Genomic DNA, 26,045 nt, shown 5'->3' with positions numbered 1-26,045 from the left:
TGGCATAAAATCGTTTACTACAATCCGCAAGTTCTATGACCTGCTTGGAGGGGAGCCCGTTGAATCAACAGGAGTTGTTCAAGAGGATACAGGAAATGAGGCCGCCCGATTTAAATCTATACTACCCGGAGGGCGACTCGGAAGCTTTTTGGAAAGAAGTTTTGGAATCGGAGCTTCTGAAAGAAGATATACGACAGATACGGGAGGAAGGTAAGAGGCTGGACGGCCAGCCGATTCCGGAGTTGTCCTACGCGCTATTTACGGCCTTCGCGCGAACGGGAGTGAGGCTGGATTACGAGCGGGTGTACTTTGAGCGGAGAAGAAGGCTGAACACCTACGTGTTTCTAACACTGTTGGAGCAGGAGAATTTATCACATCTGGAGAACCTGAAGGAAATTCTGTGGGCGGTATGCGGGGAATACACCTGGTGTCTTCCCGCGCATCTTCCTGCGGACCACGATCCTGAACATATAGACCGCCATATTGACCTGTTCTCCGCCGAGACCGGGTTTGCCTTGACTGAAATTTCGCTGCTGCTGGGCGAACGGCTCCCTCTGCTTCTGCGCTTGAGGATCCGAACTGAGGTGGAGCGGAGGCTGTTCCGTCCCTTTATGGAGGCCGGACCGTTTCAATGGGAGACCGCCCGGCATAACTGGGCCGCAGTCTGCGCCGGATCGATCGGTGCCGCGGCCCTGCTGGCAGTAGATGACCCGTCACGGCTTGCCGGCATTCTTGCCAAGACGGAAAACAGCATGCGTTATTACCTTGAGGGCTTCGGCGATGACGGAGCGTGCCTGGAGGGGCTTGACTACTGGAATTACGGGTTCGGTTATTTTACGTATTACAGCGATCTCCTCCGGGCTAGAAGCGGAGGCAGACTGGACTGGCTCCGAGAGGAGAAAGTGCACAGCATTGCCCGGTTTCAGCAGAAATGTTTTATCGGGGGCGACTTTGTGGCGAATTTCTCCGATTCGACTCCGCAGGCGCGCGTACATAGGGGATTGTCTCATTATCTAGCCGCTCAATATCCGGATGTCGAACTCTCCCCGGCGGCGCTCGACGCTGCTTACACTGAGGATCACTGCAGCCGCTTCGCTCCGGCCTTGCGGAATTTGATCTGGAGCATGCGTAATGCGGAAGGGAAGGCGCAGAAGAAGTTTCAGGATTGGAAGCCCGCCAGTTATTATCTTCCGGATGCCGCCTGGCTCATCTCGCGGTATCGATCAAAAGCGGGAGCGTTCGGCTTCGCCGCTAAAGGCGGGCATAACGACGAGCCGCATAATCATAACGATCTCGGCCATTTCATTCTGTATGGGCAGGGAGAGATATATGCCGCCGATCTCGGTAGCGGGGAATACACGGCCGATTACTTTGGAGATGGACGCTATGGATATGACTGCAATGGATCGCAGGGGCATTCCGTCCCGATCATTGACGGTCAGTATCAACGGGAAGGGCCGGATCACCGATCGGCGGTACTTCATGCGTCGGCTTCGGCGGACAGGGACGAATTGACGCTGGAGTTGTCCGGAGCTTACAGGGTGGAAGGCCTAGAAAGGCTGGTCCGCTCGATGGTGTGGCATAAGGAGGAATGGCCCAGGCTCGAGCTGACGGACGAATACCGGTATGCGGGTATGCCGGAGAGCTGGACGGAGCGTTTCGTGACCTGGCTGCGGCCGGAACCGGTGCGGCCGGGTGTGATGCGCATTCCAGGGGCATCTGGCGGCGGAGTCGAGATTCATTATGACGGCCGAATCCTCGAGCCGGAAATCGCCGGGCATATGTACCGCGACCATTTTGGCCGTGAGACGGTTTGGCACAGTATAGATTTTCGTGTGAGCGAGCCCGGGGAAGAAGGGCGGTTCAGTTTTGTTTTTGAATTCATTCCATTGGATTAAATCGGTAGATCAATTTATTGATTTAACGAAATGATACTTCTATTTAGCGTGTTTATCATTAAGAATGGAAGAATGTAAATAGTACATATTGGAGGTAATTCCTTATGAAAACTCACTATTACTTAGATTATTTTTATGATAAGGGCTTTTCTGAGAAGTTAGTCAATGTGTTGCATGAAGATATAACAGACAGAAAATCGCTTGTTATGATTAGCGCTGAATCGCCTGATTATGAAGATGAGCCGGTTAATATTGATGGTGTTTTTGAAAGGACATGGTTTAATCAGGCTAACATTTTTTTTGATGAATATTATTTAATTGATCACCGTACGAAGAAGGAAGATGCCCAGCGATTAATTCAAAACGCCTCTGTCGTTTTTTTATGTGGTGGAACCGCTCGGTACCAAAAACACCTTTTGATGGAATATGAATTATCGGATTTGATTAAAATAAGTAATGCTGTTGTAATGGGAACAAGTGCTGGTGGAATGAACATGTCCGATGAATATGTGGATGAATGCACTGTTTATGAAGGTATGGCTCTTGATCACTTTTCTTTTGAAGCTCATTTTAATCATGATAACACCGCGCTGATTGAAGAACGTTTCCCTTTATCAGAAAAAATGGATATTTATATGGCGGCAGACCAAGATGGTGCTGTACGTGTAAAGAACGGCAAAATCGACATTATAGGCAAAGTATATTTAATTTCCCGCTCAAAGATTCAGAAATTGGTTGAGACGCTCTAATTAGGGTGAATCTACTTCGTAGGGGATTGTATTGATGATTTTCAACCCCAAAAAAGGACAACAGCCAAACCCCCCTTGATTATAAGGATTTGGCTTTTTTGTTATTAATTCCTCTTTAAAATAAGAGGTAAAGCTACTGATTCGTATATTTCAAAGTTGGTATACTTCCATATTATATTCTGCAACATTATCCATTAAGATTGCGTTTATCTAACTGAAAGAAGCGTATCGCAAAGAATTTTCGACTATAAGAATTGAGCTAGGATCAAGAATATAATATTACCGTGGGAGTAATCATCTATGAAAAAAACAATAATCGCACTAACACTTTCTATAGTGTGTACCTTACTAACCGGTAATCCATCGATAAGCTTCGCCAATAATTTTTCGAATACGGTTGACAATGGAAAAATTGAAAATGGACGAATGCTGATTCCAATACGTGCTGTTTCAGAGAGATTCAATTCAGAAGTGACTTGGAACCAAACAAAAAAAAGCATTACGATTATTCGTGGCAAACAAGAGCTATTGCTGCATGTTTATTCTCGCACTGCTTTATTAAATAGCGCTGCTTTCAGCCTTGATGTGCCTGCAAAAATTGATAATGGTACAACTTATGTACCAGCACGTGTTTTTGCTGAAGCCTTTGGCGGTACAGCACTGTGGTCCGAACAAGAACGAAAAACAACCATTACGATCGGTCTGCAACAGGTCTTTATCCAAACAGAGCCGCTCAAGCCTTGGAGAATGAATCATGAGAGAATAAATGTACTTAATGCAAAGATAAATGAAGCAACGGATCTCTCAAGCTATTCGCAAATTCGAACATATTTCAGACCCTATTTCACGGACTCATTTATAAACAAGATTATTCACAGCAATGGCATTAAAAATAACGCTATACTAACAAAAAAAGCCGATATTATTTACAGCAGCACCATAGCGGCGAGAATGCATCAATCTGCTTACTTTGAAAGTGGTCCTATCAATCTCGAACTCGTTGATCGTTATGTATTCTATAAATTTGTTGACAACCAATGGAAGGTAGACGATGTGAATGTGGGCAGACAAATTATTGAGCCATAATACGGATTAGTAGTTCAGTTGTTAGGATACATTTTCTTGTAAAAAGAGTAGCGATAATTACGCTGCTCTTTTTTTTCAGTTAATCCAGGGCAAAGTTTAGAAATAGCACTTATTAACGTACGAAACCGTATAACCATTTTTTAGATTGTGTTAATCTGTCTAATAGTGAACCCCATTTAGAGAGAGGGATGTTACTTGAGAAGAAGCGTATTATATATTGAAGATAATGAAAAAATAGGCAGCCTGCTAAAAGAAGAATTGGAACAGCGAGGATTTTCGGTTCAGTGGCTGCTTTCTGGTGAAGGAGCCGAAAGAGAAGTAAATCAGCATGAAATCGTTATTTTGGATATCATGTTACCCGGGTTAGACGGATTTACGGTGGGAAAACGATTAAAAAAAGCGGCTCCCGCTGTTCCTATTTTGCTGTTATCCGCTCGAACATCGATCGATGATAAGGTAGATGGTTTACAATTTGCCGATGACTATGTAACAAAGCCCTTCCATACGGATGAATTGGTTGCAAGATTAGAAGTATTAATCCGTAGAAAAGGTGGAACACATTCCGAACGAATTTCATTAGGAAATCAGATCGAAGTAGATCCGGAAGGTCAAATGATATTTGACAAACGGACAGGAGAAGAAATTATATTGACGGGGAAACAGCACCAAATACTAATGTATTTCCTGCGCCACCCTAATCAAGTTTTAACAAAAGAACAAATCTATGAAGCTATTTGGGAAGAAGCATACATAACAGGAGATAAGACATTAATGGTGCACATCCACCGACTGCGCCAAAAGCTGGAACGTCATCCCGATTCCCCGGAGATCATTGAAACGTTGAAGGGAATAGGCTACCGGGTGAAATTATGAAACAAAACAGATCCTTATTTCGTCGTTTTCTAAAAGTTCATTTTCTATTTATCTTTCTTCCTCCGATTATGCTTATTTTCATCAGTGCGTTTTTTGGGGTTTCGGATATCCATGGAAAAAATGTAAATACATTAAATCTGTTCTACGTTACCGTGCTATTGTTCGGTTTTATTATTGTCGCATTTGTTATCTTATCTTGGCTGTTCTTCTTGAAACTTCAAAAACGTCTTGCACGCTTGCAGGAAGTGATGTCATTTTCAGCTAAAAACAACTCCTTTCCTGAACCCATATCTGTTCAAGCGGATCGTATGGATGAAATAGATCAGTTAGGAAGTTCATTTAACTGGATGATTCATCAGCTTGAGGGAAGCCGCAAGCGGGCATATGAAGAGGAGTTGCTGCGACATCGACTCATCGCGAACTTATCTCACGACTTACGAACGCCGCTTACCATTTTGAGAGGACATGTCACCAGACTAAATAATGAATCCATCAGTTTAGAAGGACAGCACTCTTTAACTGAGATCAACCATACGATAACAAGAGTCGGAGATCTAATGGATGATCTACTTTCCTACACCTTGCTTACATCGGGGAAACATCCTTTTGAGCCCGTTTCAACGGATATTGGACGTTTAGTAAGGGCTGCAATTGCTGCGTGGTATCCCGTATTTGAAGAAAAGGAAATTCAACTTGAGGCTGATTTGCCGGCAGACGAAACTTTTTATTGGGAAGCAGATCCGAAATGGATGACAAGGGTTCTGGATAATTTGTTTCAGAATATTATTCGCCATGCAGCAGAGGGGAAATATGCAAATATTGTGGTGGATGTGAAAAGAGAACTGATTATTGTTGCGGACAGAGGTCCCGGTTTGGATAAATCTTCACATGAGGGCGGGGCGGGGATGGGTTTGTCGACTTGTCATTACATGTTGAATAAAATGAACCTGAAGGCTGACTTTACATCAAATGAAAATGGCACAAGCGTGGCTATCGGCAGAGCTTAACCTAAAGGTAAACCAGAAGTAAACCACATGACAAACGAGATGTAACTTTGCTTCCCTATAATTGGAACCATAACAGAAAGGAAGTGTTATGGTTGCTTGAAATTAATAACTTGGTCAAACATCGCGGAACTCATGAAATCTTGTCGGGTATCAGCTTTAAGGCTAGACCTGGTAGAGTAACTGGTTTTTTAGGTCCGAATGGGGCAGGTAAAAGTTCTACACTTCGCATCCTGCTTGGATTGGATCGTGCCACTTCAGGGAGTGTGCTCATTAATGGCAAGCCATTCGCAGAATTACAACATCCTCTAGCTACCGTGGGCGCCGCACTGGATGGATCTGGAGCTCACCGTAAGCGAACGGGACGGGCACACTTGCGTTGGATTGCTCGTGCCGCCGGATTATCTCGCTCTCGTGTCGAGGAAGTTCTGGAAATCGTAGGACTTACTGATGCAGCGGGTCAAAGAGTAGAAAAGTATTCTCTGGGGATGGGGAAGAGACTTGGAATGGCGGCTGCGCTACTGGGTGATCCTGAAATATTGGTTTTAGATGAACCTGTAAACGGACTCGACCCGGAAGGCATTCGCTTTATTCGGACATTTTTACGTGAACGTGCCGAATCCGGAAATACGGTGTTACTATCCAGTCATTTAATGGGGGAGCTTGCGGAGACGGTTGATGACGTAGTGATTATTAAGCATGGAAAAATCGTTGCCGACGGAACCTTGGAAGAAGTCATAGGTAACCATTCCTCGCTGGAGGAGGCCTTTTTTGCCCTGACATCTGACAAGGCAGGTGACACGGTATGAGGGCTTTCAACGCGGAACTATCTAAATTGTTCTCACTGCCGGGCAGTTGGCTTGCCTTTCTTATTGGAGCAGTTGCCCCGGCGTTTATAGCCCTCATGGACAGTATGGCACAAAAAGAAGAAATCATCGCCGGAGTAAGCACACGGTTACCGGAAGTCGGCTATATTGGATTGGCTCTTGGCGTGCAGGGTGTCATCATTCTAGGTGTGCTTGCTGTCAGCAGTGAGTATTTGACTGAGAGCAGTGAATCTGGTGGAGGACAACAGATTACAACAAGTTTAACTGTTGTTTCATCACGGCTTCATTTTTTGCTGGCAAAAGCGGGCGCTGTGACAGTGATCAGCATACTGCTTAGCGTTGTTGCTATTATGACCACTTTGTTCGCCACGCATCTTGTTCTTGGGGAGTTCACCCCTCCATTTGAAGGGTCCAAACTGTTCGGGGCAGTTTGTTACTGGACATTCACCGCACTTTTGGCATTTGGGATTACTGTTCTGACTAAGAACGGCATGATTCCGCTTGCTGTGCTGATCATAAATACCTCCGTTGTATCATTCAGTTTCCTGCTTTCTAAGGTTACGAGGTTGGCGTTATACTTACCGGATCGGGTTGGCATTGAAATGTTTATGTTTACTAGCGACAGATTTCTCACCCCGCTCACAGGCGGTTTAGTCATGTTTGCCTGGGTATTTGTTCTTTTCATTGTTGCAGCTATTGTATTTCATAGGAGGGACGTTGCAGCATGAGTGCCCCTTCAAGTAAAAAGATAACTCTAATTCTTGGTGCTGAACTGGGCAAATTAATAACATTACCTTTGACGTGGCTCACGCTTATAGGCATCTTTATTCTAAATTTATTTTTAACCGCAGCATTTACTTCGGTTGGTCTGCAAGGGGCTTCAGGGACGCAAAGCATACTAAATATTAGTCTTGCTTCTATGGGATATCTTCAAGCAGGGTTCATTATTCTGGGGATCTTAGCTGCTTGTTCGGAGTATACCGGCGGACAGATTCGAACGACTTTAACGACGATACCGTGGCGTGGGCTTCAACTATCCACGAAGTATGTGGCACTGGCAATCATAACCGTTCCCGCGGCGTTTATTATTGCTGCATCCGGTGTGCTTTATACTTTTATAAGAATGAGAGACACAGCAGCAGGGTTTGAAATAGACACAATGATAAAAACAATAGTAGGAGCAACAGGCTATCTGACATTAACCACACTTCTTAGTGCAGCTATAGGTGCTTTATTAAGACGAACCACTCCAGCTTTAGTGGTACTGCTTGGCTATTATTTCGTTGTGAGTCCATTGACTAGAGATTTTATACCTAAGATTAGAAGCTATTTCCCGGATACGGCAGGATCTTTTATGTATATGCCGCCTTCTCCTGATGAAATAAATGCACTTACACCAATGCAAGGGACAGGTATTTTAGTGTTATGGACACTGATCTTTATTACAGTAGCTATTGTATTTCATCGTAGGCGAGATGCCTAAGGTTGGGTTCCCCAGCATTTAAAGATTCTCAGAGAAGCCAATTTCGTGCATGTTGAGAAAAAAGCGCAATAGCGCATATATCGGATTAACACAGAATCCATAGATGAATTGGAAGAATGGGTCAGTAATATGAGACGGCGCTGGAGCAGCCGGTTGGACGCACTGGCTGCTGTGCTCAAGACTGAAATGGAGAAGCTACAGAAAGATAAGAATTAGGAGAAGAGCCCGATGAATGTAAATCCCAGCAAGCGAGATATTGTCATTACACGCGAGTACGAGTATCCGGTGGAACTAGTGTGGAAGGCTTGGACGGATCCGACGCTGGTCATGAAATGGTGGAAGCCAACGAACTTTACTTCGCCCAGTTGCGAGATTGATTTACGAGTAGGCGGAAAATACGTGTTCTCCATGCGCGCTCCAGATACGCAAGGCGGCATGGATTCATTTTCGGCGGATCGAAGGCAGCATCATAGAAGAAGAATATCGAAAGCGGCTGAAAGCTGCGCGTTACGCATATCAGGATACTTCGGCGCAGTGGCTGCACGCAAGCGATAAACCCACGGGTGGCTTGGGCGCGGCAGTCCTTTGCTTGATGTGCATGATCTTCTTTTTCATGATCGTAGCTTATCAAGTGAAGATAAGGAAATCCAATGTATGACAGACAATAGAATTGCTGTTGGTTATAGAGGCATCGTTACGCTGACGGTAGTGGCAGGGCAGATGTAGTTAAATCAGTGATCCAGGGTGCAGTTAGCCGGTTGGCAGCTGCACCGTTTAACCGTTAAACTAAGAGCAGTATTTTTCATTGAACGGGAGTAAATATCCTTTTACAAAAGTGGAGGCGAATTCATTATGTCAGATCATTCATACACAATAATCAATACGTCTACTTGGAAGAGAAAACTTCATTGCGAGATTTTCAGGAATGCACTCCAGCCGCAATATAATGTGTGTCTAGAACTGGACATTACAAACTTTATTAAAAAGGTAAAGGAGAATAAATGGCCGTTTTCTTTAGCCTTTATACATACTGTAACGAAATGCGCCAATGATATTGAAGAATTCAGATATCGTTTTTTAAATAATGCGGTTGTTCTATATGATACTATCCATACATCTTTTACTTACTTAAATGCTGAAACTGAACTGTTTAAGGTCGTAAATGTCCCCATGATCGATGACATAGAAGAATATATTCAAATTGCTAAAGAAACCATCGCCAATCAAAAGGAGTATATTACAGGACCCGTTGCAAATGATGTATACCAATTTTCATCTTTGCCCTGGATCAAATTTACCCATTTTTCGCATACACTTGCAGGGAAAAGTGATAAATCCAATCCTATGTTTGATTGGGGAAAATTCTTTGAGAAAGATGGTAAAGTTTTACTTCCATTTTCTATCCAAGTGCATCACTCTTTTATAGATGGTTTTCATGTAGGGAAATTTGTTGAGCATATACAGAAACATCTAAATAATAGCTAAATTTTAACTATGTAATTTCAGAGTTTATTATGGAAGGAACACATCAGGGTGAATGGATCGGTATAAAGCCGACAAATAAAAAACTTACTTTTACAGGGTTGATATTGATAAGGTAGTAGACGGAAAAATTGTTGAACATGGTGGTGCTGTAAACACTTTTGACACTTTATATGCTGAGGGATTCCACAACATTTCCATAGGGGGAAGATTTAAGAACGTCTATTAGGGCCGAGGTTGCAGGAAGTGAATACGAAGAAAACATAGAAGCGCGGCCGGATTGTCCGCCAAGTGGTTTTATCGTACATACTTTCCGATGGGTCCTATATATTTTGCTTCATACATCCAATTTTGAAGGAGTCGTACAGAAGGCGGCAAATTTAGGTGGTGACTCTGATACGATTGGTGCCATTGCCGGAGGGTTGGCGGGTATTTATTATGGCTACGAAGGTATTCCGGCTCCCTATGCAAATGCGATTCTCATTAAAGAAAGACTTGACCAAACGATTTCGCAATTATATGTAATGAGGACTTCATGATGAAAATTAGAGGTGCAACTAAACGATGCACCTCTAACACATATTTCCTTATAACCACAAATACGGATTATGCTCTTATTTTGTTAATTTGTAACTTGAATTTATTAAATCCAAAATTTCACCTTTAGGAAAAGGACTGTCCAAAACAATTGTAATCCAATGTTCCTTATTCATATGGTATGCGGGCAAAATGCCTTGTTGACTTTTTAATAAACTATTTAATTCGGGGTGACCTTTTAAGTTAATTATATCAACACTTCCTTCCCCCGATAAACCTAATTTGACTCTCGGTACATTCATAATCACTCCATACCACTTGCCATGACGATTATGTCTTAAAACAGCGTAATCCGGGAACTTGACCCAGGGATAGTCTGGCTCTGTATCAAATTTTTCCTTTACATAAGAGAGAATTTCTTCTCTATTTATCATAAAATTACCTCCGGAAATACCTGTTTATCTTCAACATAGCGTTTAATCCATTAGTAAATTAGCATCTTGATAACCGACTAGAACACCTGTTCTTGTTATTATATCAAGGATTCGGACAAGTAACAAATCAGCAAACATACCTTATTTACTTGGGCCAAAATATTAATCTCTTTACTTAAACGATAATCAAAGCGTATAATCCGTTAAGACATTAGAGTGAGAAGAGGGAAATTGATTATGAACAACGGATTAGTCAATGCTATTATCGCGTATATCATGTGGGGGGTTCTCCCGCTGTATTGGAAGTTGTTTAACGATGTGCCGGCAGGCGAGATTCTGTCACATCGGGTTGTCTGGTCGTTTGTTTTTATGGGTATTCTCGTTGCAGTCCAGCATCGCTGGGGTGACATGAAGCGGATAGCGGCTAGCCGTTCGCTCCTGCTGTCGCTCACCGCCAGCGGACTGCTGATCGCAGCTAATTGGCTCATCTTCATCTGGGCGGTCAACAACGACCATGTCGTCGAGACAAGTCTCGGCTATTATTTGAACCCGTTGCTGAACGTGCTGCTTGCCGTTGTCTTCCTTCGTGAGAAGCCAAACCGCGGCCAATGGCTAGCGATTGCCATCGCTGGCGCCGCGGTGCTCATCATCGCCATCGACTACGGACGGTTCCCATGGATATCAATCTCACTGGCCGCGACGTTTGGCTTATACGGCCTCGCGAAGAAAAAGATCGGACAAGACGCTTCTGTAGGCTTGCTGTCGGAGACGGCTGTAGTCCTGCCCGTTGCGCTCGGCTACTGGATCTATTTGGCCGCCGTGGGAAAGACGACGGCATGGACGCTACCTGTGTCCACATTCGTCGAACTGCTTCTTTCCGGCGTAGTAACAGCGCTACCGCTGCTTTTCTTTGCGCGGGCGGCCGCCCGGATGTCGCTGTCCACGCTCGGCTTCGTACAATACATCGGGCCGACGATCATGCTGTTACTTAGCATATTCGTGTTCAAGGAATCGGTCTCGCCGGTTCTTCTCAGCGGCTTCGCGCTTATCTGGACAGCGCTTGTCGTATACGCTGCGGCATCGGTTCGCGGCACGAAACTCGCGAAGGCGCGCTAACGGCAAAACACGCCCGCACGCTACCGTCATATCAGCCATTTCCTTCCGGCTAGGGAGGAGATGGCTGTTTTCTGTTTGAGGTTAATCTGCCTGAGAGCAGCCGCAAAATGGTGGAAACCATTGTGGCAAGCAACGACCGGGCCAAGCAGTATGTTGCCAGCCTGCTGGAAACCTCCACCGGTGCGGATGAGGCTTTTGAAAACACCAGCCTGCCCGCCATGTTTGACGAGCTTTGCCTGAGCACAATGGCCATTGCAGAAGCCAAGTGTTTGCCTGCAAACCCAAAACGGCCTGGAGGGTGTTGCGAGCATTCAGAAAGACCGTTTACTTCGCGCCCTCGGAATGTGGTGCAGAATGCCATCGAGCATACACCGGCGGGTGGAAACGTGTATTTGGAAGGCAGCATTGTAGAGGGTGGCTGGCAAGTCACCGTGTGTGATGAAGGCCCCGGCTTTAGCAAGGCGGCGTTACACCATGCAACAGAGCGCCTATGGCGTGGTGATGCGGCGCGCGGCGCCGATGGACACAATGGCCTTGGCCTTTGGTTTGCAGCACAAGTTGCAAAAACGCACGCAGGACAACTAGAACTGCGCAACTGCGACTCTGGCGGGGTGGTTACAATCAAGTTCTGCTAAGCCGCCAGGATGTGGGTCAAACTAACGCTCGTTAGGTTAATTATTAATTTAATTCTTGGAGGTTGATTTATAAAGCAATTTTACGAAATTATTGTTGCTAAACAGTAAGGAGCAGTTTGCCGATCGGCAGCTGCTCCTTTTTCATTAATCTAACGAGCCTTCCTGCCGGAATAACTGCAAGAAAGACTGTTTCTTAGAGGCTAATTTAGATTCTTCTCTAACATTATCAACACTTGTTCTTCCATCATACGAGGTGGGTATGGCATACCATTATTAAACCACCATTCTACGAGTCCTACGTACGCTGGTGCAAAAAACTGAACCATAACCTCTTCATTTAATCCGAACTTTTTACCCTCAACCATATCCCAACCATTGCGAATATCCTTAATAACAAAATCAAGGAATCTGCTACGGAAAAAAGGGGCTCCTTTACTAGCTAACATTGCAGAAAAAAACGGGTATTCTTTTTCAAAATACTCAAACCAGGTTAGATGGGCTGCGGAAGCGGATTCTGAGTAACATATATCCCACAATTCATTTATATGCTCTTCAATAAGCTTATCCAACAAATCATATTTATCCTTGTAATGAAGATAAATTGTTTTTCGAGTAACATTTGCTCTATCTGATATATCCTGCATCGTAATGAGATCTAATTCTTTTTCATTCATTAATTCTACAACTGCTTTTTTTATTGCCTCACGGGATTTCAATATTCGCCGATCTACTTTTGACATACGAAAACACCAACTTTCAAATAAAATTACACAATTTTTTTATTTTTATTTCCTAATACACAAATGATCCCAATCTGGTCATTGCAGAAAAAGTGACAACTATATAATAATATACATGTGAGTATTAATCCATCAAGATGCAATAATTTTTAGAAATTCGAAAAGATAGGAGAGTCATTTATGCAAAAAGTAGTGCTGAATAATGGTGTCGAGATGCCTATTCTCGGATTTGGCGTTTATCAAATCGAAGATCCAAACGAGTGTGAACAAGCTGTTTATAATGCCCTTGCAGCTGGATATCGGCTGATTGATACGGCAACATCTTATATGAATGAAGAAGCGGTGGGTAGAGCCATCAAAAGAAGTGGCGTACCAAGAGAAGAATTGTTTATTACGACAAAACTTTGGATTGCGGATGCTGGTTATGAAAATACAAAAAGAGCCTTTGCAGAATCATTAGAGAAACTACAAATGGAATATTTAGATTTATATTTAATTCATCAGCCATTTGGGGATGTCTATGGATCTTGGCGAGCTATGGAAGACCTTTATAAAGAGGGAAAGATTAAGGCAATCGGGGTCAGCAACTTTTATCCGGATCGTCTGGTAGATTTGATCTCTTATAATGAAGTCGTTCCGGCTGTAAATCAGGTTGAAACGCATCCTTTCTGTCAGCAAATCGAAAGCGCAAAGATTATGAGCGAGTACAATGTTCAGATTGAATCCTGGGCGCCCTTTGCTGAGGGAAGAAATAACCTCTTTGAGAACGAAGTTTTAGTATCCTTAGCGGAGAAGTACAATAAATCAGTCGCTCAGGTGGTATTACGTTGGTTGACACAAAGAGGGGTTGTTGTTATTCCAAAATCCGTTCAGAAGCAAAGAATCATCGAGAATTTCAATATTTTCGATTTCGAATTAAGCCAAGAGGATATGGAGATAATTACTACATTAGATACGGGCAAGAGTTTGTTCTTCTCTCATAATGATCCGGAAATTGTAAAATGGATGGCTAACTACACGTTTGGTGAAGAAAATAAATAAACAATTGATTAACATTAAGAAGGGTGTATTTAAATGTCTAACATTAAAGATAAAGTTATTGTTATTATGGGAGCATCGAGCGGGATTGGTGAAGCCACCGCCAAGAAGCTTGCACTTGAAGGAGCAAAACTGGTTATTGCTGCTCGTCGTGCACACCGCTTAAAGGCGGTTGTAGAATCACTGCCAAATGCCGAAATTTCTTATACAGCTGCAGATGTAACAAAGAAAGAAGAAGTTCAGGCGGTTATTGATTTGGCAATCAAGAAATATGGTCGTATAGATGTACTTTTCAATAATGCTGGTATCATGCCACTTGCTCCAATGTCAGAAAATCACTTTGATGAGTGGAGACAAATGTTAGACATCAATGTGATGGGGGTCCTTAACGGGATCGCTGCTGCATTACCAATCATGAAAAAACAACAATCCGGTCAAATCATTACGACTGATTCCGTTGCTGGTCATATCGTTATCCCTACCGCCGCCGTATATTGTGGAACGAAATTTGCTGTTCGAGCTATTATGGAAGGTTTGCGCCAAGAGGAACATGAAAACAATATCCGAACTACCATGATTTCACCGGGAACAGTGGATACAGAGCTGCCGAACACTATAAAAGATCCACAAGTAGTACAGACGTTAAAGGAAAATGCAAGTAAAGAAGGTTTTGGATTAAGACCAGAGGATATTGCTGATGCAGTAGCTTATGCGATTAACACACCTGAAAGTGTTGCTATCAATGAAATTCTAATCCGTCCAACTAAACAACCTATGTAATGGAGTAACGATTCATTCTTGCTACATTTTGGGATGAAGTGGCATCAGCCGGATTTCGGCATCATCCATTACGCTAACGGGATACGATAGTTTAATAAAAAAGAGAAAGGCAGCTGGTCAGACCGATCAGCAGCCTTTTTAATTAACATTTTTGATTGCTGTGTTGAGATATCAACAGACTTCGTTATTTTAACCATTGAATGTATCTTTCTTACCCATATAATAATAGACGCGAGTCGATTAAACAACTCATTTTGTTAAATGAGAATTTTGCCCATCATGTGGACTCGGAATAAAGGAATCAAAGTTCACTTTCTATATCTCAATGGATTGACTACTGAACGAAAAGGAAAGGGTGTTATTAACAATATCAAAAATACAAGATAAAGTTGTTGTAATTATGGGAGAATCAAGCGTCACCCGTGCGGTATTGCCCGTAATGCTTATTTAGACATACTGAAGATAGGAGTTGCTATTATTGGCTATAAGAAATAAATTGTTGATTTTTATATTAACCATAGGTGTATTCGGCATCTTAAATACGGAAATGGGGATCGTTGGGATATTACCTTTAATTGCTGATCATTTCCATATCAGTATATCCAAAGCTGGGTTGCTTGTGAGTCTCTTTGCACTTGCTGTTGCAATATCTGGGCCCATTATGCCGTTATTGTTTTCGGGTATAAATCGCAAGAAGGTAATGTTACTTGTTCTTGGTGTTTTCGTTCTGGGTAACATTATCTCCATATTTTCATCAAACTTCACCACTTTATTAATTGCTCGTGTGATTCCAGCCTTTTTACATCCAGTTTATGTCTCAATAGCTTTGACAGCTGCAGCAGCCTCAGTTAGCAAGGAAGAAGCTCCAAAAGCTACTTCTAAAGTATTTATGGGAGTAACGGGGGGAATGATACTTGGGGCACCAGTCTCTAATTTTATTGCTAATACAACTTCGCTTGAAATGGCAATGTTATTCTTTACTATTGTGAATGCTATAGCATTCATTACTATATTGCTATTTATACCATCTATGCCTGTTAAGAAAAGACTCTCTTATGGAACTCAATTAAGTGTATTAAAAATACCAATTACTTGGCTATCCATTGCTGCTGTCATTTTTATAAATGCAGCGATGTATGGAGTAAGTAGTTACCTTGCTGAATATCTTGAAACCATTACGAATATCCCCGGGAAAACGATTAGTTTAATGTTATTCATATTCGGTGGTGCAAGTATAATAGGAAATATCGTCGCCGGGAAGTTGCTTACTAAAAATGCCATAAAATCTGTAGCATCTTTTCCACTCGTAGTAGGGGCCGTTTACATCTTATTGTTCTTAATGGGACAGTTCACTGTACCTATGGCATTAATTGTTTTGATTTTTGGAATAGTAGTGGCTATAGGAAATAATATTGGTCAATTTTGGATTACGTCTGCAGCTCCAGAAGCCCCTGAATTCTCGAATGGATTGTTTCTGGCATCCGGTAACTTAGGGGTAACAACCGGTACATCGGTAGGCGGATTAGTTATATCAGGAATGGGTACACACTACGTCGTATTAGGCGGATTCCTATTCTTAATATTGAGTTTAGTATTTATTGTATTAAGAAATTATTTGTTTAATCATAAAACCAAACAAATTGCCAGCTAACAAGGAGGATCAAAACCTTATGTTTTTATACACACACATACATCCATTCCATTGATGGCAATCTGGATAATATGTCGGTAAAACGACAACAGAAGACGGGTAAGCCATGTAAAAGGGCTGTAAAGCAGCTTATAGACGTTATGGTTATCAATCCACGTTGTTCATTGTATAATAGGTTGCAAGCGGATTCTAAGGAGGTGGTTGTATGAGTGAAAGCGATATTAGTGATATTCCCCCGATTATAAAACCAAAAATTAAAGGGAGATGCTTTTATGAGTTACAACCCCGAAATTCCAAGAAGCCGATATGATAACTATGGTGACCGTGAATGGACACGTCTTGAAAAAGATGCGCATGGAGAACTTTTATATCAGGTACATCTTGATATTTTGAAGCGTTATATTAAACTAACCGATAAAGTGTTAGAGATTGGTGCGGGTTCAGGAAGATATACAAAGGATATTGTTGCAATGTGTTCTGAATTGACCGTTGCAGATATATCTAGTCATCAAATTGAATTCAATAAGTCCAAAATGTGCGAGCTATCACTGATTGACAGAATAAAGGCATACCATGTTATAGATGTTCTTGATATGAGTGTTTTTGAAGATTCCTCTTTCGATTGCGTTGTCTGTATAGGTGGTGTAATCAATTATCTTTTGGACAAAGAGAACGATGGAATACAAGAAATTCTAAGAGTATTAAAATCGGATGGCGTATTGATTGTTGGAGCCATGAGTTTCATTGGCGCTTCGCTTTATTATCTTGAAGGTATAAGGTATGAAAAAGACCAATTCGGGCTTGAAGCTACAAAGTGGATTTTTGATACAGGGATTCAAGACGAAGAGCATTATCCGGTTGAAAGCAAGCATTACGTCCATATGATGAGAAGCACCGAATTAGATGCTTTATTTGCTCAGTTTCCTGTAAGAGTTCAAGAGAGAAGCTCCGCTGGTTTATTTACGCAAGCAGGAGATGCTGCTTTAGAAAATGCTCGCAACGATAAAGAATTTTGGAAGCTAATTGTCGAAAAAGAAATTGCGTTTACCAAATTGCAGGGCACTCTTGATTGTGGAATGAATATCATCTATGTCGTGCAGAAGTTGTAATTCCGCCAAAACGCCGTCACAAACTCCGGTCGGAGTTGCTCGAAATGGGATGAGAGAAATAAACATGGACAAACAATGGATTGCTCAATGTCGATTAAGGAATCAACGCATTAATCGGCCTGGGGAGCTGACGGCATCAGATGTCGTTAGAAGACTAGGTGCTATCCAGGCGCAGGATTATTCGCAAGCGTTATGGGCGGTAGGTCTACGAATGCAGCAAGCGCATGCTTCAGAAGTCGAAAACGCTATCGCCGAAAAACATATCGTACTTACTTGGGCTATGCGCGGTACGCTGCACCTGGTGACAGCAGAAGATGTGCACTGGATGATCAAGCTGCTGGCCCCACGTATTTTATCAAAAAGCCAACCCAGGTTAAAACAGATGGGACTTGACTCCAAATTGCTCTCGCATTTTGAAGATTTGATTTATCAGGCATTAAAGGAAAAGAAACGGATGAATCGTGCGGAGTTAATGGCATTGTTGGAGGATAAGGGATTCGTCACGAAAAATGGGCGCGGATATCTTTTATTATGGTATTTGGCGCAAATAGGCCTGATTTGTTTGGGGCCTATGGAGGGGAAACAGCAAACCTTCGTCTTGTTGGAAGAGTGGCTGCCTAACCGAAAAAGTTATTCCAAGGAGGAATCACTAAAGGAGATTGCGGAACGCTACTTTACGGGCCATGGGCCTGCCACAGTCCATGACTTTGCTTGGTGGTCGGGGCTTACGGTCACGGAGGCAAGAACCGGGATTGAGGCGGCAGCCCTAGCACTCCATTCCGAGAAAATCGCAGGGGTGGAGTATTGGATGGGCCCAGATAGCGCCAAAGGTAACGAATCCGGTGTCTTTTTGCTACCGGGGTTTGATGAATATTTGCTCGGTTACAAAGACAGGAGTGCGGTATTAGAGAAAAAGTTTGCTCCATTCATCGTACCTGGTAATAATGGTGTTTTTAAGCCTATGCTCATCGTTGACGGTCAGATCGAAGGGACGTGGAGTAGGAAAATCAAAAAGGATGGCGTTGATATTTCTGTCAGCCCGTTTTCACCCACTACACCTTGGAGTGTAGAAAGCCTGGATCAATCGATTCAACGTTACCGTAAATTTGTCGAGGCGTTTTGATTTCAGGTAAAATCTTTTTATTTTCATTTAGCCTGCTCATCTGAGCAGGCTTATTAATCTTCCTTTTCCGCAAGGCGATTTTAAGAGAGAATCGAATTGAAAAATAAGAGGTTCAAGGCTTAGACCGTCTTGGTAGGGAGGAGGAGTAGGCTTTTATTGTGGAAATGTGAACCATTTGTACTGGTGAATCGTAATACATCATAGTTTCTATAACAGGGAGGTTTTTGCGTGAAAAAAAGGTTGGTCTGGATTCTGAGTGCTGCTATTGCACTAACACCGATTGTCCCGACGGCGGCACTTGCATCTAACGAGACTGTTGCAACCTCAACTTCTGGTCAGACACAGGCGATGAGCGCCGCTGAGAAGGCGGCATTGCTGACCGAGCAGTACGGTACGACCAGCGTACAGTATGCCCTGATCGACAACGGCAAGATTACAGTGACAGGACAGACGGGATTAAACGACCGAGAAGGGAAAATCCCTTTGACCCCGGAAACCATGTATGGGATTGGATCCACGAGTAAAATGTTTACGACGGTTGCTGTTATGAAATTGGTAGACGAAGGAAAAATCAATCTGGATACCCCGGTCGTAGAGTACTTAACCGATTTCACAATGGCAGATGAACGTTATAAGCAAATTACGCCGCGAATGCTGCTGAATCATTCTTCCGGACTTCAAGGGTCAAGCCTGGGTAATGCATTTCTGTTCAATGACAATGACACTTATGCGCATGATAATCTGCTTGAGCAATTATCTACGCAAAGTTTGAAAGCTGATCCGGGGGCTTACTCGGTTTACTGTAACGATGGATTTACGTTGGCCGAGATTCTTGTAGAGAGAGTCAGTGGGATGAATTTTACCGCATTCCTTCAAAAACATATTATTGAACCGCTGGATCTGGAACATACGAAGACAACTCAAGACGAATTGGAAGCAAGCCAATTTCCTGGACTTTATTATCCAACCTATCAAAAGCAGCTTCCAAATGAAACCGTGAACGTGATCGGAACGGGCGGAATTTACTCCACAGCAGAGGATTTGGTACAATTTGCACAAATCTTTATGAGACAAGGAGAAGATATTCTCTCGGACAGTTCGGTACTAGCTATGGAGCAAGAGGAATTCAAGAAGGGAATCTGGCCCGAAGAAGCGGATAATATAATTGATTACGGGCTGGGTTGGGATAGTGTTAGATTATTTCCTTTCAGCGATTATAAAATAAAGGGCCTCAGCAAGGGCGGAGACACGATTCTTTATCATGCTTCACTCGTTGTGCTCCCTGAGCAGAACATGGCTGCTGCAGTTTTGTCATCAGGCGGAAGCAGTTCGACAAACGAACTTCTGGCACACGAGCTTCTTCTTCAGGCCTTGAAAGAGAAGGGCGCAATAAAAGACATTAAACCGGAGAAATCATTCGGTACTCCTGTTAAGGCTGACATGCCGAACGATATTACAAAGTACTCAGGCTATTATGGCTCGACCGGCCAACAGATAAAAATTACTATACAGGATGGAGAGCTAACTTTATCGGTGCCGCTTGTCCCAGAGTATCCAGAGCAGAAATTTGTTTATACTTCGGATGGGTCTTTTGTAAACCAAGAGGGAACTTCGAAGGTTAGTATCGTAAGCGATCATGGACGCACCTACCTGTGGAGTAGAGAATATGCAACCGTTCCGGGCCTAGGGCAACTGGCAATATCACAGTACGCAGTAGAGAAGCTGGAGAGTCAGCCTCTATCTAAAGAGACGGAAGATATATGGGCCAAAAGAGAAGGCAAAGCATATTACGCTGTGAACGAGAAGTATAGCTCACTAGTTTACATGATTAATCCAACCCTCAAGATTTCCCGTAACAAAGAATTGCCGGATTATTTGGGGGATAAGAAAATTACTGGACCGAATACAGCAGTGAGTCAACATCAAGTCCCTGGAACGGGAAGCCGGGATAGTGCCGAGTATCGTTTTTATACTCAAGAAGGTATCGAATACTTTGAATCGGCTGGAAGTTTGTATGTAAGTGAGGATAATGTAGTACCTCTCTATAATGGGAAACAATCTAAGGTTACCGTGCAAACAGATGGATACTCGAAATGGTATAGCATACCTCAAGAAATAGCTGGTAAGAAGATGATCGTATCGATGCCAGAACAAGGTTCCTATGCGGTGTATGACAAAAATGGAACATGCGTGAATTACACCGTAATCAGCGGAAATAATGAAGTTGTTCTCCCAGAAAACGGAACAATCGTATTTGCAGGCAATGCGGGATCAACATTTAACATTTCGTTGGAATAGTAGTTAGACTATCTAAAATGCATTTAAGGAGATTTGATGATGTCAAAAACGACCTATCACCTACGCCGTCCTACCATGGATGACGCCCAGGCAGTTTGCGACCTGGTAGCCGCCTGCGATACAGAAGACCTGGGTGCTCCGGATATCGTACTTGACGATGTCTTGGACATGTGGTCCGGCTTTGATCTCGACAAGCAGGTGTGGGTTGTCGAAGATCCGGAATCCAAGCTGACCGGGTATGCTTTTCTAGAAGAAGACAGCGAAGAAAAGTTGTTCAGTTATGGATGTGTTATGCCCGCTGCACGCGGCCATGGTATCGGTTCGATGCTCGTGGAGGCGCTTGAAGCGCATGCTGCCGAACTTCGGAGACAATCCGGGGTTCCCAAGCGTTTGCAAAGCATGATTCCCACGTTATGCGAAGATGCCGTCCGGTTATTTGAGAGCAGGGGCTTTGCCCCGGTCCGGTACTTTAAACGTATGGGAATCCGGCTTAATGCCGAACCGGCGCCGGCCAACTTGCCAGACGGGTTCACTGTCGGGCCATATGTCAAAGGGGCTGACGAGAGAGCAGTCTATGAAGCCTATATCGAATCTTTCGCGGACCATTGGGATTTTGCAGAACCGTCTTTTGAGAAATGGCTGGAAAAGACGCAGCTGCCCACCTTCAATGAACAGTGGTGGATGATCGCTCGGGACTCAGATGGAAGTGTTGCAGGATTTGCACTCGCCCGTATGCGTGATGATTTGTTGTTCGTAGAGAAGATCGGCGTTCGCCGTCCGTTCCGCGGACGCGGTCTTGCGCTTGCGCTGCTGCAGACCGTGTTTGAGGCCTCCTACCGCGCAGGTCAGCCGCTTGTCTCGCTAGGCGTGGATGCAGCCAATCCTTCGGGAGCCTATCGTCTCTATGAGAAGGCCGGGATGAAGCCGGAAAATGAGATCAGCATCTACGAGAAGAGCTTGAGCTAAACAAACCGGCCGAAGCCTTGCTATGGTTTGACAACTTTCATAGGTTTAAGGAAGCCCCATCTTTCCAAAGATGAGGGCTTTTTGCTTTTGCGAGAGATCCCGGTTAGGTGAGGGGGAGGATAAAACAATCCAATCTATGTTTCCCGTACGGTACGCTGATAATGGTATGCTGCGTTAAATTGCGTTCATCATCATACCAAGGCAAGCCGTCCCAGATTAAAATATAGGCACCGGCTTTTTCCTTCAGTTCAGTTAGCATAACTTTTAGGTTTTGCTGATATATATCTGCCTATGAGAATAACGCCCGTCGGTGGTATGGGGAAGCGCAGAGGAAGGTATTATTTATCAACCACCCCCTCATTAATCCACTGATGGACAGAAACAAACCAGTGCATGAAGTGTCCGATGTTTTTATCAACGTAGAAAAGGAAACCGATGCCGGGATCATTGTCAGCGGCGCTAAAATGGTGGCAACAGGATCCGCATTGACCAACTGCCATTTTGTCGGAACATTGCCCGTTCAAAAATTGCCGCCCACGATACGCCCGGAATGAAGTTGATTTGCCGTCCTTCATATGAATTCCATTCCGCTGTATTAGGCAGCCCGTTCGATAACCCGTTTTCAAGCCGTATGGATGAGAATGATGCTGTACTTATTTTTGATAAAGCCTTGATCCCATGGGAATACATCTTGGTTTATAGAGATATTGAAAAGGCTAATGCGTTTTTCCCGCGTTCCGGGTTCGTCAATTTGTTTATGTTTCACGGATGTTCCCGTCTGACGGTCAAGCTTGATTTTATCGCCAGCCTGCTGTTAAAATCCGTTGAATCTTCGGGAACCAGCGATTTCCGCGGGGTCAAAGCAAAAGTCGGAGAAATGATTGCCTGGCGAAATATGTTCTGGGCAATAAGTACCGCAATGGCTAAAGATCCGAATCCGGGACCTAATGGAACGGTGCTGCCGAATGTTGAACACGGAACGGCTTACAGAGTGTTTTCTCCCATGGCTTGGACGCGTTTAAAAGAAATTATTGAAGACGTGGTTGGAGGAGGGCTCATCGTACAGCCATCCAGTTCGGCGGATTTTAAAAATCCGGAGCTTCGCCCTTATTTAGAGAGATTTTACCGTGGCTCGGGCGGGTATGACAGTATGGAGTAAATTAAGCTGAATAAACTGTTCTGGGACGCGATCGGGAGCGAATTTGGCGGCCGGCATGGGCTATACGAACGAAATTATGCCGGAAATTTTGAAGATATCCGCATTTACGCACTGACAGAAGCAGTAAACAGCGGGGGGGTGATTGTAAATCTTGATTTTTTAGAAAAAAGTCCACTTATCTTATGCCGATATCATATTGGAACAAGCCAATCCCATAATCTGTTATTAAGACAATGTATTATAACCGATACTGAAGGGAGTGATGTTGATGTCAGATCCTTTTGTTGTACGTTCATTAGACGAGATACGTTTTTGGTCACGCATTATGAAGGAACATTCCTTCTTCCTTCGCTTGGGTTTTAGGTGCGAGGACACTCAATTAATTAATGAGGCCAATCAATTCCATGCGATCTTTGAGGATATCGAAAGGAGAGCTCATTCATATCAAGAAAATACGGATCCCCAAACCATCAGACAGTTCAACTCAGAAGTTTACAATGCAGCCACACATATTTGGGCATTTAAGAGAAGGGTACTCGGACTGATATTGCGGTGCCAACTTCCCGGAGGCAACAATTTTCCTCTGCTTGTAGATCATATTAGCCGGGAAGCAAGATATTTCAGTAACCGATTAGATGAGCTTAATAAAGGAAGGCTTGAACCATTAGCTGATGCGATTATTGATGAGAATGTATTTTTCCTGAAAATAATGGCTGACCACGCAAAGTTTATAAGTCATTTGCTTGATCCGTCTGAAAGAAAGCTGGTAGAGCAAGCAAGAGAGTTTAGCCATGAATTCGATACGCTGATGTATCAGGCTATTGATTTAAGTTCAATGCGCCCTGAGTCGCAAACACATCCGCTTTTAAGTCAATTTGTTGATGAGAATCGTGTTTCTGTAAAATCATTGCGTGATTTTAAGAAAACTGCACGTGACTTAATTGAAGAGTGCCGAATAAAAAGCATCATTCATCCATTGTTAGCGGATCATGTTTTCCGTGAAGCAGAAAGATTCTTGTTTATTCTTGACATGTTTGATCGGTCATTGTCCGGTATGAAGGTAAACAGGAAAGAAATCTTATTTTGAAATTGACTGAATATACCCTTCATGAACATGATTTGGGTAGATGAACAATTTCAAGGCAAGGGCGTAGGAAATAAAGTTGTTCTCTTCTGGGAAGAACAAATGAAACAAGAGGGCTTCAAAATGGTTAAGGCATCCACCCCGGCTGATGAAGGAGCCCAACTTTAGGTCGAGGGCAAGAACATGGTCCGATTACCGATTAGATAAGTATCTAATTATGTTTCCATGCAATTTCATTAAGCTAACTATGTAAGGCAAAATGTGCGTGGTAGGGGAGTAGGCCATCTGCTCTTAGGGAAGCTAGTTGAATTATCAGAGAATAATGGGTTTTGGACAATTCAAACGGGTATCTTTCCTGAGAATAAAGCGAGTATAGCTCTTCATTCGAAACAAGGTTTTCGGGAAATCGGACTTCGAAAAAAGGTTGGAAAGATGAATGGTGTTTGGAGAGATGTACTGTTCATGGAGAGACGAAGTGAAGTTGTTGGAATAGATTAAAAAAGAAGTTCCTCCTAAACTGGTACCCATACACTGGACACTTAGAAAAAAGTGTTTAGCGTATGGGTACCTTTTTGTATACTGGAATCAATAGTGGGGGCGAGGGCATGAGTAAGAAACTCTTTAATAAAAATGAACGTACGCTTTTAGCGAATAATCCAAATGTTTTGCGGGTCAGTGAGAAATCAATCACGTATGCCGATGCGTTCAAACGCGTATTCATCGACCAGTATCTATTAGGAAGGACTCCTCGAGAGATTTTTGAAGCAAACGGCTTTGACGTGGAGATGCTCGGGATCAAGCGAGTCGAGCAGAGTGCGGATCGTTGGAAGAAAGCCTATGACAAAGACGGAATCATCGGACTGGCGGATTCACGCAAAGAGGCAGCTTTACGTCCGTTGAAACCAACGTTATCACCCGATGAGATTATTGCCCAACAAGAAGCAAAGATCAAGCTGCTGGAGGCACAACTGGAATACGTAAAAAAGTTAGACAGGAGCGAAAGGAGGCTGTTAGCAAACGGAGAAAACCTAGGTAAAAGTGAACGATTCGAACTTATCCAGGGCGCGATTGAACAAGGATACACACGCATGACGGGCTTCCTTTGTGAGCTGCTAGACGTATCACGCTCAGGCTATTACAACTACCTTTTATCTGCCGGTAAGCGTGAAGAACGTATGCGAAGGGATGAACAAGCCGGAGCCCTTGTTAAGAAAGCCTTTCATCGAAGAGGATTCAAGAAAGGTTCGCGCTCGATCAAAATGACACTGGAACATGAGTATGACACGGTGTACAACCTCAAGCGAATCAAACGACTCATGAATAAGTTTAATCTCATATGTCCCCATCGACGGGCCAATCCGTATCGGCGTATGGCGAAAGCAACACTCGAGCATCGCACCGTTCCTAATGAGCTGCAGAGGGATTTCAAGAAGGGGATTCCCGGACTTGCGCTGCTCACCGACATCACCTATCTCCCGTATGGCAAATCGCAGACGGCTTATTTGTCGACCGTGTTGGATGCCGCCACAGGCGAACTGCTTGCCCATAACTTCTCCACTACCCTCCATTTAAGTCTTGCGACAGACACCGTTAAATCATTAACGAGACAGCGTCGATTGAAGCTCCATAAGGACGCCTTCATCCATTCAGATCAAGGGAGCCACTACACAAGTCCCACCTACCAGCACTTATTGAAAATGAAAGGCCTTGGACAGTCCATGTCGCGACGCGGAAACTGCTGGGATAATGCCCCTCAGGAGTCCTTCTTTGGACATTTGAAAGATCATATAAAAAGCCGAAACTGTGCAACACTGGCTGAATTGGAACGAGAGATTCATCGCTACATTCGCTATTACAATTACCACAGATATCAATGGGGACGAAAAAAAATGACTCCTGTTCAATACAGGAATCATCTTTTAAGTGCGGCTTAACCCTTTTTTTAAAGTGTCCTTGACTAAGGGGCCAGTTTA

The 26,045-nt window shown here is 43.5% G+C and carries 26 protein-coding genes and 2 pseudogenes; 26 read left to right on the top strand and 2 right to left on the bottom strand.

The window, feature by feature from the left end:
• Positions 1–59 precede the first annotated feature (59 nt).
• The 11 genes from V3851_RS22865 to V3851_RS22815 all read left to right on the top strand — a co-directional run bounded on the left by V3851_RS22865 (position 60) and on the right by V3851_RS22815 (position 9,941).
• Positions 60–1,898: a heparinase II/III family protein gene (locus V3851_RS22865; RefSeq protein WP_331848827.1), complete on the top strand. Its 1,839-nt coding sequence runs from the start codon at positions 60–62 to the stop codon at positions 1,896–1,898.
• A gap of 104 nt (positions 1,899–2,002) precedes the next feature.
• Positions 2,003–2,647, top strand: a complete 645-nt coding sequence (locus V3851_RS22860) for a cyanophycinase (protein WP_331848826.1) — start codon at positions 2,003–2,005, stop codon at positions 2,645–2,647.
• Between the two features lie 300 nt (positions 2,648–2,947).
• Complete coding sequence (locus V3851_RS22855; RefSeq protein WP_331848825.1) at positions 2,948–3,733, top strand: stalk domain-containing protein; 786 nt, start codon at positions 2,948–2,950, stop codon at positions 3,731–3,733.
• A gap of 195 nt (positions 3,734–3,928) precedes the next feature.
• Complete coding sequence (locus V3851_RS22850) at positions 3,929–4,606, top strand: response regulator transcription factor (protein WP_331848824.1); 678 nt, start codon at positions 3,929–3,931, stop codon at positions 4,604–4,606.
• Positions 4,603–5,613 (top strand): HAMP domain-containing sensor histidine kinase, encoded by a 1,011-nt coding sequence (locus tag V3851_RS22845; protein ID WP_331848823.1) that lies wholly within the window; start codon positions 4,603–4,605, stop codon positions 5,611–5,613. The genes V3851_RS22850 and V3851_RS22845 overlap by 4 nt, the downstream gene beginning before the upstream one ends.
• A gap of 92 nt (positions 5,614–5,705) precedes the next feature.
• A complete protein-coding gene (locus V3851_RS22840; protein ID WP_331848822.1) occupies positions 5,706–6,419 on the top strand; it encodes an ABC transporter ATP-binding protein in 714 nt (237 codons plus the stop codon).
• A complete protein-coding gene (locus tag V3851_RS22835) occupies positions 6,416–7,165 on the top strand; it encodes an ABC transporter permease (protein ID WP_331848821.1) in 750 nt (249 codons plus the stop codon). Before V3851_RS22840 ends, V3851_RS22835 begins: the two co-directional genes overlap by 4 nt.
• Entirely contained in the window at positions 7,162–7,920 is a 759-nt protein-coding gene (locus V3851_RS22830) for an ABC transporter permease (RefSeq protein ID WP_331848820.1), read from the top strand. Before V3851_RS22835 ends, V3851_RS22830 begins: the two co-directional genes overlap by 4 nt.
• A gap of 228 nt (positions 7,921–8,148) precedes the next feature.
• Positions 8,149–8,475, top strand: a complete 327-nt coding sequence (locus V3851_RS22825) for an SRPBCC family protein (protein WP_331848819.1) — start codon at positions 8,149–8,151, stop codon at positions 8,473–8,475.
• A 297-nt stretch (positions 8,476–8,772) separates the two neighbouring features.
• Positions 8,773–9,405: a chloramphenicol acetyltransferase gene (locus V3851_RS22820; RefSeq protein WP_331848818.1), complete on the top strand. Its 633-nt coding sequence runs from the start codon at positions 8,773–8,775 to the stop codon at positions 9,403–9,405.
• 221 nt (positions 9,406–9,626) lie between these two features.
• Positions 9,627–9,941, top strand: coding sequence for an ADP-ribosylglycohydrolase family protein (locus V3851_RS22815; protein WP_331848876.1), 315 nt, complete (start codon positions 9,627–9,629; stop codon positions 9,939–9,941).
• A gap of 75 nt (positions 9,942–10,016) precedes the next feature.
• Here the strand turns inward: V3851_RS22815 and V3851_RS22810 are convergent, their stop codons facing one another.
• Entirely contained in the window at positions 10,017–10,373 is a 357-nt protein-coding gene (locus tag V3851_RS22810) for an MmcQ/YjbR family DNA-binding protein (protein WP_331848817.1), read from the bottom strand.
• A gap of 237 nt (positions 10,374–10,610) precedes the next feature.
• On the opposite strand from V3851_RS22810, the gene rarD reads away from it, so the two are divergent.
• Both rarD and V3851_RS22800 read left to right on the top strand, forming a co-directional pair.
• Complete coding sequence (gene rarD, locus V3851_RS22805) at positions 10,611–11,489, top strand: EamA family transporter RarD (protein ID WP_331848875.1); 879 nt, start codon at positions 10,611–10,613, stop codon at positions 11,487–11,489.
• A gap of 107 nt (positions 11,490–11,596) precedes the next feature.
• Positions 11,597–12,124 (top strand): sensor histidine kinase, encoded by a 528-nt coding sequence (locus tag V3851_RS22800; RefSeq protein ID WP_331848816.1) that lies wholly within the window; start codon positions 11,597–11,599, stop codon positions 12,122–12,124.
• Positions 12,125–12,324: 200 nt separating this feature from the next.
• Here the strand turns inward: V3851_RS22800 and V3851_RS22795 are convergent, their stop codons facing one another.
• Entirely contained in the window at positions 12,325–12,864 is a 540-nt protein-coding gene (locus V3851_RS22795; protein ID WP_331848815.1) for a TetR/AcrR family transcriptional regulator, read from the bottom strand.
• 180 nt (positions 12,865–13,044) lie between these two features.
• Here V3851_RS22795 and V3851_RS22790 point away from each other — a divergent pair, with 180 nt between their 5' ends.
• From V3851_RS22790 to V3851_RS22730, 13 genes and pseudogenes are all read left to right on the top strand, one after another.
• Complete coding sequence (locus V3851_RS22790; protein ID WP_331848814.1) at positions 13,045–13,905, top strand: aldo/keto reductase; 861 nt, start codon at positions 13,045–13,047, stop codon at positions 13,903–13,905.
• A 33-nt stretch (positions 13,906–13,938) separates the two neighbouring features.
• Complete coding sequence (locus V3851_RS22785; RefSeq protein WP_331848813.1) at positions 13,939–14,682, top strand: SDR family oxidoreductase; 744 nt, start codon at positions 13,939–13,941, stop codon at positions 14,680–14,682.
• 478 nt (positions 14,683–15,160) lie between these two features.
• Positions 15,161–16,333, top strand: coding sequence for an MFS transporter (locus tag V3851_RS22780; RefSeq protein ID WP_331848812.1), 1,173 nt, complete (start codon positions 15,161–15,163; stop codon positions 16,331–16,333).
• 272 nt (positions 16,334–16,605) lie between these two features.
• Positions 16,606–17,442: a class I SAM-dependent methyltransferase gene (locus V3851_RS22775; RefSeq protein ID WP_331848811.1), complete on the top strand. Its 837-nt coding sequence runs from the start codon at positions 16,606–16,608 to the stop codon at positions 17,440–17,442.
• Positions 17,443–17,506: 64 nt separating this feature from the next.
• Positions 17,507–18,565 carry a winged helix DNA-binding domain-containing protein gene (locus tag V3851_RS22770; RefSeq protein ID WP_331848810.1) on the top strand — a complete coding sequence of 353 codons (1,059 nt, stop codon included), beginning with the start codon at positions 17,507–17,509 and terminating at the stop codon, positions 18,563–18,565.
• Positions 18,566–18,793: 228 nt separating this feature from the next.
• On the top strand, positions 18,794–20,863 hold the full coding sequence (locus V3851_RS22765) for a serine hydrolase domain-containing protein (RefSeq protein ID WP_331848809.1): 2,070 nt from the start codon (positions 18,794–18,796) through the stop codon (positions 20,861–20,863).
• 36 nt (positions 20,864–20,899) lie between these two features.
• Positions 20,900–21,829, top strand: coding sequence for a GNAT family N-acetyltransferase (locus V3851_RS22760; RefSeq protein ID WP_331848808.1), 930 nt, complete (start codon positions 20,900–20,902; stop codon positions 21,827–21,829).
• A 281-nt stretch (positions 21,830–22,110) separates the two neighbouring features.
• Positions 22,111–22,383, top strand: coding sequence for a 4-hydroxyphenylacetate 3-hydroxylase N-terminal domain-containing protein (locus V3851_RS22755; RefSeq protein ID WP_331848874.1), 273 nt, complete (start codon positions 22,111–22,113; stop codon positions 22,381–22,383).
• Positions 22,380–23,351, top strand: a pseudogene (locus tag V3851_RS22750) (4-hydroxyphenylacetate 3-hydroxylase C-terminal domain-containing protein). Before V3851_RS22755 ends, V3851_RS22750 begins: the two are co-directional and overlap by 4 nt.
• On the top strand, positions 23,257–24,075 hold the full coding sequence (locus V3851_RS22745) for a DUF2935 domain-containing protein (RefSeq protein WP_331848807.1): 819 nt from the start codon (positions 23,257–23,259) through the stop codon (positions 24,073–24,075). The pseudogene V3851_RS22750 and the gene V3851_RS22745 overlap by 95 nt, the downstream one beginning before the upstream one ends.
• 21 nt (positions 24,076–24,096) lie before the next feature.
• A complete protein-coding gene (locus V3851_RS22740) occupies positions 24,097–24,240 on the top strand; it encodes a GNAT family N-acetyltransferase (protein ID WP_331848806.1) in 144 nt (47 codons plus the stop codon).
• 87 nt (positions 24,241–24,327) lie between these two features.
• A pseudogene (locus V3851_RS22735) lies at positions 24,328–24,570 on the top strand (N-acetyltransferase family protein); the annotation flags it as partial.
• Between the two features lie 107 nt (positions 24,571–24,677).
• The gene (locus V3851_RS22730) at positions 24,678–26,006 is read left to right on the top strand and encodes an IS3 family transposase (protein WP_331847368.1); all 1,329 of its coding nucleotides are present in this window, start codon (positions 24,678–24,680) and stop codon (positions 26,004–26,006) included.
• Positions 26,007–26,045 lie beyond the last annotated feature (39 nt).

The sequence above is a fragment of the Paenibacillus haidiansis genome, from assembly GCF_036553665.1.
Lineage (GTDB): Bacteria > Bacillota > Bacilli > Paenibacillales > Paenibacillaceae > Fontibacillus > Fontibacillus haidiansis.
Note: the sequence above shows the minus strand (reverse complement) of the source record. Positions and strands in the feature narration are given on the sequence as shown.